Raw genomic sequence first — 11,032 nt, forward strand, 5'->3', positions numbered from 1 at the left:
TTTTATATAATATATATAAATTGATTATAAAAATATTTAAGCAATAAATACTTTACTTTACATTAAGGTTTATTATGTATCGAATTATCACAGTGGATTTAGATGGTACTTTATTGTCTCCACAAAATAAAATAACAAAATATACGAAAAAAATCATAAAATTATTATTAAGTAAAGGTTTATATGTTGTTTTTGCTTCGGGTCGTCATCATATAGATATGATGTATATTCGAGATAGTTTAAATATTAAAATTTTCATGATCACTTCAAATGGAGCTAAAATTTATGGTTTAGATAATCAGTTAATTTTTGAAAATGATTTAAATATAGATATTGCTTCTAATCTTATTTATTTAACGCATTTAGATTCAGATATTATTACACAAGTTTATCAAAATGATCACTGGTATATAAACAACAGTAAAATTAAAAATAATTTTTGCCCAAGTTTATCTTTGCTTCAATACCAATATTTTCATCCAGATACATTTAATTTTAGTAAAATTAGTAAAATTTTTTTCACAAGTAATAATTTTAAAAAATTATTTAATCTTGAAAAACATATTATTGATTCGTTAGACAAAAAAGTGCATGCTAACTTTTCTTCTCCGGGATGTTTAGAGGTGATATCTGGAAAAACTTCTAAGGGATTTGGATTAAAAATTATATCTAATAATTTAGGTATTTCTTTAAAGGAATGTATTACATTTGGTAATGGTATGAATGATTATGATATGTTAAAGATTTCTGGGAAAGCATGTATTATGGAAAACTCTGATTTACGTTTAAAAAATATCTTACCACATGCTGAAGTTATTGGAAATAATAAAGATGATAGTGTAGCAGTGTTTTTAAATAAAATGTTTATTATTTAAAACTTTTAATTATATAAAATTTTTTTTAATTAATATTTAACATTTTTAAAATAACTAGGATATAGTATATGTCGAATAAGTTTTAAATGACTATTTACATGTGAAGATATCGAAAAAATAAAGTTTTGTATAGTTAATTCTTTTTGTTCACCATTTCTTACAGCAGCATACAATCTTTTCCATATACCTTTTCCTATTTTCCTTGTTACAATTAAGTTTTGTTTTTCAAAATCATCTACTACCCAATATGGTAAAGCAGTAATTCCCATCTGTGCTGATACCATTTGTATAAGAAGCGAAGTATTATTTACATTTTTAAATATTGGTGTTATCCCCGCTGGTTGTAAAAAAAATTTCCATATATCTAATCTATGACGTTCTACTGGGTATGTCATTAATATTTCAGATGATAAATCTTCTGGAATAATATTTTGTTCTTTTTTTGCTAAAGGGTGATTAGGAGATAAAATTAATCGGACTTCAAAATCAAACATAGGTATATAAATTAAATTGCTTTTAGGTAAAACTTCAGAAGTTAATACAATATCTAGTTTACCTTGTTGAAGAGAAGGTTGTGGGCTAAAAATCATATCTGAATAAAAATCTATTTCTACTTTTGGCCAGTTTTTATGAAAAATTTTTAGCGCAGGTATTAACCAATGAATGCAGCTATGGCATTCAATTGCAATTTTAATAACTTTATGGTGAGTGTATTTGCAATTTTTTATTGCTTTGTCTATTTTAGGTAATATTTCTTTAGATAATTTTAGTAAAATTTTTCCTTGAATTGTAAATTTAATAGGATTAGTTTTTCTAATAAATAATTTAAAACCTAATCTTTTTTCCAGTTCATTGCATTGATGAGAAATGGCTGATTGCGTCTGATGTAATTGAATTGCAGTAGAGCTTAATGAACCGCTATTTTTTAAGATTTGTAGCGTTCGAAGATGTTTTATTTCGATCATGAGATTCCTTCATATCGATGATTAAATATTTTCGCTTGCGTATTTTATTTAATACTAGAATTATAAGATATCTATTTTAAATAAATCAATTGTTAAATTATGAATAAATATTTATTAAATAGCTTTAGGAGATAAAATGACTATTTCGAATCATATACTTGGATTTCCAAGAATAGGAATAAATCGAGAACTTAAAAGAGCTCAAGAATCTTATTGGTCTGGACAGATCAAACAATCAGATTTATGTTTTGTAGGAAAAAGTTTAAGACAAGATAATTGGAAAAAACAAAAAGATAATGGAATCGAATATATATCAGTTGGAGATTTTTCTTGGTATGATCATGTTTTAACTACTAGTATGATGCTTGGAAATATACCAGAAAGACATCATGATATTAGTAATTCTGTTGATTTAGATTGTTTATTTCGTATAGCTAGAGGATCTTATCCAGATGTTTCAGCATCAGAAATGACTAAATGGTTCAACACTAACTATCATTATATAGTTCCAGAGTTTAATAAAGATAGAATATTAAAATTTTCTTGGAATCAACTTTTAGAAGAAACTGATGAAGCTTTATTATTAGGATATAAAGTAAAACCTATTATTTTAGGACCTATAACATATTTATGGTTAGGAAAAGTAAAAGGTCAATACTTTGATCGTTTAGATTTACTTGATAGTATATTGCCTATATATAAACACATTTTAAATGAATTAAATAAAAGAAACATTAATTTTATTCAAATAGATGAGCCTGCTTTAGTCTTAGAGCTTCCTGAAAAATGGAAAAAAGCTTATTCTTATGCTTATAAATATTTACATGGAAAAAGTAAAATATTATTAACCACGTATTTTGATAGTATTGATCATAATATAGAATTTATTCGTAACCTACCTGTAGATGGTATTCATATTGATTTAATTTGCGGAAAGTATAATTTATTTGATTTTAACACTAAAATTCCTAAAAAATGGATTTTGTCTTTAGGAGTAATTAATGGAAGAAATGTTTGGAAGTCAGATCTTTTAAAATGGTTTAAAGTTATTTCTAAAATTTCTAAATTGCGTCAAAATTTATTGATTAGTTCATCTTGTTCATTATTACATTCTCCAATCGATTTAAATATGGAAAAAAATTTAGATGAAGAAACTAAAACATGGTTTTCTTTTGCTATACAGAAATGTAATGAATTAAAATTATTATTACAAGCGTTAAAAGACGAAAATACTAGTTTAATCAAACAATGGTGTGATCCTATTTATCAACGTAGTTTTTCTGAAAAAGTTCAAAAATTTGAAGTTCAAAAACGTGTTTCTAAAATCATAAATAATAATTTTCATCGTATTAGTGACTATGCTTTACGTTCTGAAAAGCAAAAAATTAAATTTAATTTACCTGTATTACCTACTACTACTATTGGCTCGTTTCCTCAAACAATAGAAATCAGAAAGTTAAGAAGAGATTATAAAAATAATTTAATAAACTTTAAAGAATACGAAACAGGCATTAAAAAACATATTTCAGAAGTAATAAAAATACAAGAAGAATTAGATATTGATGTTCTTGTGCATGGAGAAGCTGAACGAAATGATATGGTAGAGTATTTTGGTGAACATTTAGATGGTTTTGTATTTACAGATAACGGATGGGTTCAAAGCTATGGTTCGCGTTGTGTAAAACCACCTATTATTGTAGGCGATATTAGCCGTCCAAAATCTATTACTATAGAATGGTCTAAATATGCTCAATCTTTAACAAAAAAACCAGTAAAAGGCATGCTCACAGGACCTGTAACTATTTTATTTTGGTCTTTTCCTAGGGAAGACGTCTCATTAGAAACTATTTCTAAGCAAATTGCGCTAGCATTACATGATGAAGTTTTAGATTTAGAAAGAAACGGAATTGAAATTATTCAAATTGATGAACCTGCATTACGAGAAGGACTTCCTTTGAAAAAAAGTTTATGGAATAAATATTTAACTTGGGCTGTCGATGCTTTTCGTTTAACTTGTTTTAATGTAAAAAACACTACACAAATTCATACACATATGTGTTATTGTGAATTTAATGATATTATGGATTCTATTGCGTTATTAGATGCTGATGTTATCACTATTGAAACAGCGCGTTCTGATATGGAATTATTAGAAGTTTTCAAAGAATTTAAATATCCAAATGAAGTGGGACCAGGTGTATATGATATTCATTCTTCAAATATACCTAATATTAAATCAATTGATATTTTATTAAAAAAAGCAATGAAATATATACCATTGAGACAAATTTGGGTTAATCCAGATTGTGGTCTAAAAACAAGAAATTGGGATGAGACAGTATCTGCATTAAAGAATATGGTAGAAGCTACAAAACAAATACGAAACCAAATTAAGCAAAATACAACATAAATTAATATTATTTAAAATATATAATTAATTAAATATTAAATCATCTTTTAGATTATTTTTATATAAATAAAAATCTAAATGATGATTTAAACAATATAATAATATTTTTAATTAATTTTAAAAAAATTAAAGTTTTATTTTTTATCTTCAAGCATAGTAAAGATTAGTGTTTAAAATGACGTTTTTGAGTAAAAATCATTGCAATACTATATTTATTAGCACATTCAATAACTTCTTTATCACGAATTGATCCTCCTGGTTGGATGATACAGCTTATCCCAATACATGCCGCTTTTTCCACTCCATCTTTAAAAGGAAAAAATGCATCAGATGCCATAATAGCGCCATTAGTATCAAATCCTCTGTTTTTTGCTTTAAGATTAGCTAATTGAGTTGCATCTACTCTACTTGTTTGTCCTGGACCTATACTAATAGTAGTCTTATTAAAACCGTATAAAATTGCATTTGATTTAACATATTTAACTATTTTCCAGCAAAATATAGCATCTTTTAATTCTTTTTCAGTAGGTAACCTTTCTGTAACAAAATTAAATTTTTTTATATCTATTATACTATTATCATTTTCCTGCAAAAGTAATCCGTTTGTTATTTTTTTAAAATCTATTTTTTCATGATTTTTTTGAAATTTACCAGTAATTAATATTCTTATATTTTTTTTCTTTTTTAATATATCTAAAGATAGATAGTTTATTTCAGGCGCTATAATTACTTCAACGAATTGTCTTTGAATAATTTCTTTAGCTGTTTCTACATCTATTATAGAGTTAAATGCAATTATTCCTCCAAACGCAGAAACAGGATCTGCTTTATAAGCGGATACATATGCTTTTAATAGAGATGTTTTTTCAGATACTCCACAAGGATTTCCATGTTTTACGATTACACAAGCTGGTTTGGAAAACTGCTTGACACATTCTAAAGCAATATCTGCATCAGATATATTATTATAAGATAATTTTTTTCCATGTATTTGATATGATGAACTAATTGTACCGGAATTTAAATTATTTTCTTCTATATATAAAGCAGATTTTTGGTGTTGATTTTCTCCATATCTTAAATTTTGTTTTTTAACAAACTGAAATTGAATGTGGTTTGGAAATAAATTTTTTTTATGGTTTTCATTAAATTTGTTTTCATTTGTAAAATACTGTTCGATACTCTTTTCATAGTTAGATGTGTATAAGAAAGCTTGTTTTGCTAAATATAATCTCTTCTCTGTAGTTATATAATTATTTTTTATTGAATCAAAAATTAGCTTAAAATCAAAAAAATTTACTATAACGATAACATCTTTATAATTTTTAGCAGCAGATCGAACTAATGTTGGTCCTCCAATATCAATTTTTTCGATCATTTCTTCTATTGTATATGTTTTCTGAGTATCGATTTTATCAAATGGATAAAAATTAACAATTACAATGTCTATTGGTAATATATTATATAATTGCATAGTTTTTTGATCTTTATCTCTTCTAGATAAAATACCTGCTATTATTTTAGGGTGCATAGTTTTTACGCGACCATTTAATATCTCTGGAAAATTTGTATATTCTGAAATTTCAGTTACAGGTATGTTATGATTTTTTAAATATTTTGCTGTTCCCCCTGTTGCAAGTAAATTAATTTTTTTTTTCAATAAAATTTTGGACATTTCTAATAAATTGTCTTTATCAGATAAACTGATTAAAGCATTTCTTAACATATTTTTTGATAACATAATTTTAGTTCTTATATATAAAAGAATATTTATAACAAATTTTATTTAAAATTTTAAACATGAAAATTATACAGGGGCATTCTGCCCCTTAAACCTTTTAATGTAATAGTTTTTTATTTAATCGCATTTTTTAATGTTTTACCAGATATAAAACTAGGAACTTTTGTTGCGGGAATAATAATTTCTTGTCCTGTTTGCGGGTTTCTTCCTGCCCGAGAGGCTCTCAAATTAACTTTGAATGTACCAAAACCTACTATTTGTACGGGCTCACCTTTTTTTAAAGAGTCAATAATAGTAGATAATGTTGATTCTAATGTGGATTTAACTTGTATTTTAGATAAATTAGATTTTTTAGAGATAATATTAATTAATTGAGTTTTATTCATTATCTTTCCTTTTGTTTAAAAATGATAATTAATTTAAATTATATTGATTTACATTTTAGTAAAAGAATTTATTTTCTAATGATTAAAATAAATTAATTTTAAGATGAATTTTATATTTTTAAAAATGTTAAAAACATATTTAAATTCATATTTTATATAATTTAAATTACAAGTTATTTGATATTGTATTTGGCAAATTGATTTAAAACTAAAAAGATTAATTTAACGTATCAAATAAAATTAAAATATATAATATATCTAAAAAAAAATAAAAAGATAGTGGAAATAAAGTATATGTTACTTTTAAAAGAAAAATTTGCTTTTTATATGCTTATAAATTATTTAGGCTGCTTTTATAAAGCAGCCGTTTTTATTATATTTTAATAAATTATATAGATGTATTTTTATGTAAGAGTAGAATTTAATAATTCAGATAAACTTGCAGATGCTTCTTCAGCGCTTACTTGTGAAGGTGAATTACTATTGTTTGACAAATAATTATTATTTGTAGTTTTTCGACGATTTAATCTTTCTTTATGATATGCATAACCAGTACCCGCCGGAATTAAACGACCAACAATAACGTTTTCTTTTAATCCTCGTAGTTCATCTTTTTTTCCTGCTACTGCAGATTCTGTTAATACTCTAGTTGTTTCTTGGAAAGATGCAGCTGATATAAATGATTCAGTTGCTAATGATGCTTTGGTAATTCCTAATAAATCTCTTGAAAAAGTAGCTAAAATTTTATTTTTTTTATCTAATATACGATTTGAAATTTTTATTCTTGAAAACTCAACTTGTTCTCCATCTAAAAATTCTGAATTTCCTGATTTAATAATTGTTGCTTTTCTAAGCATTTGCCTGACTATAACTTCAATATGTTTATCATTAATTTTTACACCTTGTAAACGATACACTTCTTGTACTTCATTCACAATATATTTAGTTACAGCTTGCACCCCTCTCAAACGCAAAATATCATGTGGTGATTCTGGGCCATCAGATATTACATCACCTCGATCTACTCGTTCCCCTTCAAATACATTTAATTGTCTCCATTTTGGGATCATTTCTTCATATGCATTATTTCCATCTACCGGAGTAATAATTAATCTTCTTTTCCCCTTGGTTTCTTTTCCAAACGAAATAATACCACTAATTTCAGCTAATATAGCTAGTTCTTTTGGACGTCTTGCTTCAAATAAATCTGCTACTCTTGGTAACCCTCCAGTTATATCTTTAGTTCCTCCTGATTCTTGAGGTACTCTTGCTAAAGTATCACCTGAACTAATTTTCACCCCATCATTTAACTGTACAATTGCTTTTCCAGGCAGAAAATATTGAGCAGGCATTTCTGTTCCTGAAATAAGTACATCGTTTCCTTTTTTATCGATGATTTTTAATGAAGGTCTTAAATCTTTACTGATAGCCATTCTTTCAGCTGTATCTAATACTACTATTGAAGATAGCCCAGTCAGTTCATCAGCTTGTCTTATAATACTTTGGCCATCAATCATATCTACAAATCTGACAAATCCATTTACTTCTGTAATAACTGGTATAGTATGTGGATCCCACTTTGCTATAGTTTCTCCGGATCTAACTTTTTCTCCATTTTTTTTGGCCATTATAGATCCATAAGGTATTTTATAACTTTCTTTTGTTCTTCCAAACTTATCAATAATATTTAACTCGACATTTCTTGATGTTATAACTATTTTCCCTGAAGAATTAGTGACAGATTTCGCATTATTAAGATTGATAATACCTTTGTTTTTAATTTGAATACTAGATTCTGTTGCAGCTCTTGAAGCAGCTCCGCCAATATGAAATGTTCTCATAGTTAATTGAGTACCAGGTTCTCCTATAGATTGAGCTGCAATTACGCCTATAGCTTCTCCTTTATTAACTAGATTGCCTCTCGCTAAATCTCGACCATAACAATATGCGCAAACACCAAAATCAGTATCACAATTAACTACTGATCTAACTTTAATAGTATCTATGGAATTTTTTTCTAATAAGTCGCACCATTGTTCATTTAATAATGTGTTTCTTTCAATTAATATTTTTTTACTGTTAGGATATGTTACGTTTTCTGCAGTTACTCGACCTAAGACTCGTTCACGTAATGGCTCTTTAACATCTCCTCCTTCTATTAGTGGAGTCATTAAAATACCTTCATGTGTTCCGCAGTCTTTTTTTGTAACAACTAAATCTTGCGCTACATCTACAAGTCTACGAGTTAAATAACCAGAATTAGCGGTTTTTAATGCCGTATCAGCTAATCCTTTTCTAGCTCCATGTGTTGAAATAAAATATTGCAATACATTTAAACCTTCTCTAAAGTTAGCAGTAATAGGAGTTTCGATAATTGAGCCATCGGGTTTAGCCATTAATCCGCGCATTCCAGCTAATTGACGAATTTGTGCTGCAGATCCTCTCGCTCCTGAATCTGCCATCATAAATATACTATTAAAAGAAGTTTGTTTTTGTAATGCTCCTTTTTTATTTAAAACTAATTCTGTAGATAAGTTCTCCATCATTGCTGTTGCTACTCTTTCATTTGCTGCAGCCCAAATATCAATAACTTTATTGTATCTTTCACCTGCTGTCACTAAGCCTGATTGAAATTGCTCTTGTATTTCAGCAACTTCAATTTCTGCTTCTTGAATAATGTTTGATTTTTTTTCTGGTATCACCATATCATTGATACCAACAGAAGCTCCTGATCTTGCTGCATAAGCAAAGCCTGTATACATAATTTGATCAGCAAAAGTAACAGTGGGTTTTAAACCTAAAATACGGTAACATGTGTTTAACATTTTCGAAATATCTTTTTTTCCTAAAGTTTGGTTAACTATATCAAATGGCAAACCTTTAGGAACAATCATCCATAAAATAGCTCTTCCTACGGTAGTATTGACTATTTTTTTAATAGGAGTTAATTGATTATCTTCATTTTTTTGATATTCTATTATTCTTATTTTAATTAAAGAGTGTAGTTCAGCGATACCTAAATGATATACTTTCTCTGCTTCATGAGAGCCATTTAAAAACATACCTTCTCCCTTTCCATTTATTTTTTCTCGAGTCATATAATACAACCCTAAAACTACATCCTGAGAAGGTACAATAATTGGCTCTCCATTTGCTGGCGATAAAATATTATTTGTAGACATCATTAATGCTCTAGCTTCTAACTGAGCTTCTAAAGTTAATGGGACATGAACTGCCATTTGATCGCCATCAAAGTCTGCGTTATAAGCAGCGCAAACTAATGGATGCAACTGTATTGCTTTTCCTTCTATTAAAACAGGTTCAAATGCTTGAATACCTAATCTATGTAAAGTAGGAGCTCGATTTAATAATACTGGATGTTCTCGAATCACTTCATCTAAAATATCCCATACTACAGATTCTTCTCTTTCTACCATTTTTTTTGCGGCTTTTATAGTATTTGCTAAACTTCGTACCTCTAATTTTCCGTATATAAATGGTTTAAAAAGCTCTAAAGCCATTTTTTTAGGCAATCCACATTGATGCAATCTTAAATAAGGACCGACAGTAATCACAGATCGACCTGAATAATCAACACGTTTTCCAAGTAAATTTTGACGAAATCGTCCTTGTTTACCTTTTATCATATCAGCTAGAGATTTAAGAGGTCTTTTATTAGAACCTGTAATTGCTCTACCTCTTCTTCCATTATCTAATAGAGCATCTACAGCTTCTTGTAACATTCTTTTTTCATTTCGTACAATGATATCGGGAGCGGCTAAATCTAATAATCTTTTTAATCGATTGTTTCTATTAATAACTCTTCGATATAAATCATTTAAATCAGATGTTGCAAATCTACCGCCATCTAATGGTACTAATGGTCTCAAATCCGGAGGTAATACTGGTAAAACAGTAAGAATCATCCATTCTGGTTTATTATGTGATTGTATAAATGATTCGATTAATTTAATTCGCTTAGTTAATTTCTTTCGTTTTGTTTCAGAGTTTGTTTCATTTAATTCTATTCGTAAATTTTCACATTCTTTTATTAAATTCATATCTTTTAGCAATAATTGAATCGCTTCTGCGCCCATTTTTGCATGAAATTCATCTCCGAATTCTTCTAATGCATCTAAATATTGTTCTTCTGTCAATATTTGATTTTTTTCAAGATTAGTCATACCTGCATTAATAACAACATAAGATTCAAAGTATAGTACTCTTTCAATATCTCTTAATGGCATGTCTAATAATAAACCTATTCGTGACGGTAATGATTTTAAAAACCAAATGTGAGCTGTTGGAGAAGAAAGTTCTATGTGCCCCATTCGTTCACGTCTTACTTTACTCTGTGTAACTTCAACACCGCATTTTTCACAGATTACACCTCGATGTTTTAATCTTTTGTATTTTCCGCATAAACATTCATAATCTTTAACTGGACCGAAAATACGAGCACAAAACAATCCGTCTCTTTCTGGTTTAAATGTTCGGTAGTTAATAGTTTCTGGTTTTTTAACTTCGCCAAACGACCAAGATCTAATAACATCTGGGGATGCTAATGAAATTTTAATAGCATCAAAATCTTCAGTTTTAGTTTGGGCTTTTAAAAATTTTAGTAAATCTTTCACACATGAGCTCTCGTTGGAGTG

General features: G+C 27.7%; 6 protein-coding genes. 2 read left to right on the plus strand and 4 right to left on the minus strand.

Annotated features, from left to right (window positions below):
• Window positions 1-74: 74 nt before the first annotated feature.
• Window positions 75-875 (plus strand): Cof-type HAD-IIB family hydrolase, encoded by an 801-nt coding sequence (locus HU701_RS00350; RefSeq protein ID WP_178918904.1) that lies wholly within the window; start codon window positions 75-77, stop codon window positions 873-875.
• A 29-nt stretch (window positions 876-904) separates the two neighbouring features.
• Here the strand turns inward: HU701_RS00350 and metR are convergent, their stop codons facing one another.
• Window positions 905-1,840 (minus strand): HTH-type transcriptional regulator MetR, encoded by a 936-nt coding sequence (gene metR / locus HU701_RS00355; RefSeq protein ID WP_178918906.1) that lies wholly within the window; start codon window positions 1,838-1,840, stop codon window positions 905-907.
• Between the two features lie 136 nt (window positions 1,841-1,976).
• On the opposite strand from metR, the gene metE reads away from it, so the two are divergent.
• On the plus strand, window positions 1,977-4,250 hold the full coding sequence (metE, locus tag HU701_RS00360) for a 5-methyltetrahydropteroyltriglutamate--homocysteine S-methyltransferase (RefSeq protein ID WP_158345892.1): 2,274 nt from the start codon (window positions 1,977-1,979) through the stop codon (window positions 4,248-4,250).
• 163 nt (window positions 4,251-4,413) lie between these two features.
• On the opposite strand, the gene purH is transcribed toward metE, so the two are convergent.
• The 3 genes from purH to rpoC all read right to left on the minus strand — a co-directional run bounded on the left by purH (window position 4,414) and on the right by rpoC (window position 11,011).
• A complete protein-coding gene (gene purH, locus HU701_RS00365; protein WP_178918908.1) occupies window positions 4,414-5,991 on the minus strand; it encodes a bifunctional phosphoribosylaminoimidazolecarboxamide formyltransferase/IMP cyclohydrolase in 1,578 nt (525 codons plus the stop codon).
• Window positions 5,992-6,104: 113 nt separating this feature from the next.
• The gene (locus HU701_RS00370; RefSeq protein WP_158345895.1) at window positions 6,105-6,377 is read right to left on the minus strand and encodes an HU family DNA-binding protein; all 273 of its coding nucleotides are present in this window, start codon (window positions 6,375-6,377) and stop codon (window positions 6,105-6,107) included.
• 404 nt (window positions 6,378-6,781) lie between these two features.
• The gene (gene rpoC, locus HU701_RS00375) at window positions 6,782-11,011 is read right to left on the minus strand and encodes a DNA-directed RNA polymerase subunit beta' (protein ID WP_158345897.1); all 4,230 of its coding nucleotides are present in this window, start codon (window positions 11,009-11,011) and stop codon (window positions 6,782-6,784) included.
• Window positions 11,012-11,032 lie beyond the last annotated feature (21 nt).

This window comes from Buchnera aphidicola (Aphis gossypii) (genome assembly GCF_013394915.1).
Taxonomy (GTDB): domain Bacteria; phylum Pseudomonadota; class Gammaproteobacteria; order Enterobacterales; family Enterobacteriaceae; genus Buchnera; species Buchnera aphidicola_AZ.

Excerpts from the sequence above, each read along its gene's own strand:
- HU701_RS00350 (WP_178918904.1), top strand. The coding sequence starts at position 75 with ATGTATCGAATTATCACAGTGGATTTAGATGGTACTTTATTGTCTCCA.
- metR (WP_178918906.1), bottom strand. The coding sequence starts at position 1,840 with ATGATCGAAATAAAACATCTTCGAACGCTACAAATCTTAAAAAATAGC.
- metE (WP_158345892.1), top strand. The coding sequence starts at position 1,977 with ATGACTATTTCGAATCATATACTTGGATTTCCAAGAATAGGAATAAAT.
- purH (WP_178918908.1), bottom strand. The coding sequence starts at position 5,991 with ATGTTATCAAAAAATATGTTAAGAAATGCTTTAATCAGTTTATCTGAT.
- HU701_RS00370 (WP_158345895.1), bottom strand. The coding sequence starts at position 6,377 with ATGAATAAAACTCAATTAATTAATATTATCTCTAAAAAATCTAATTTA.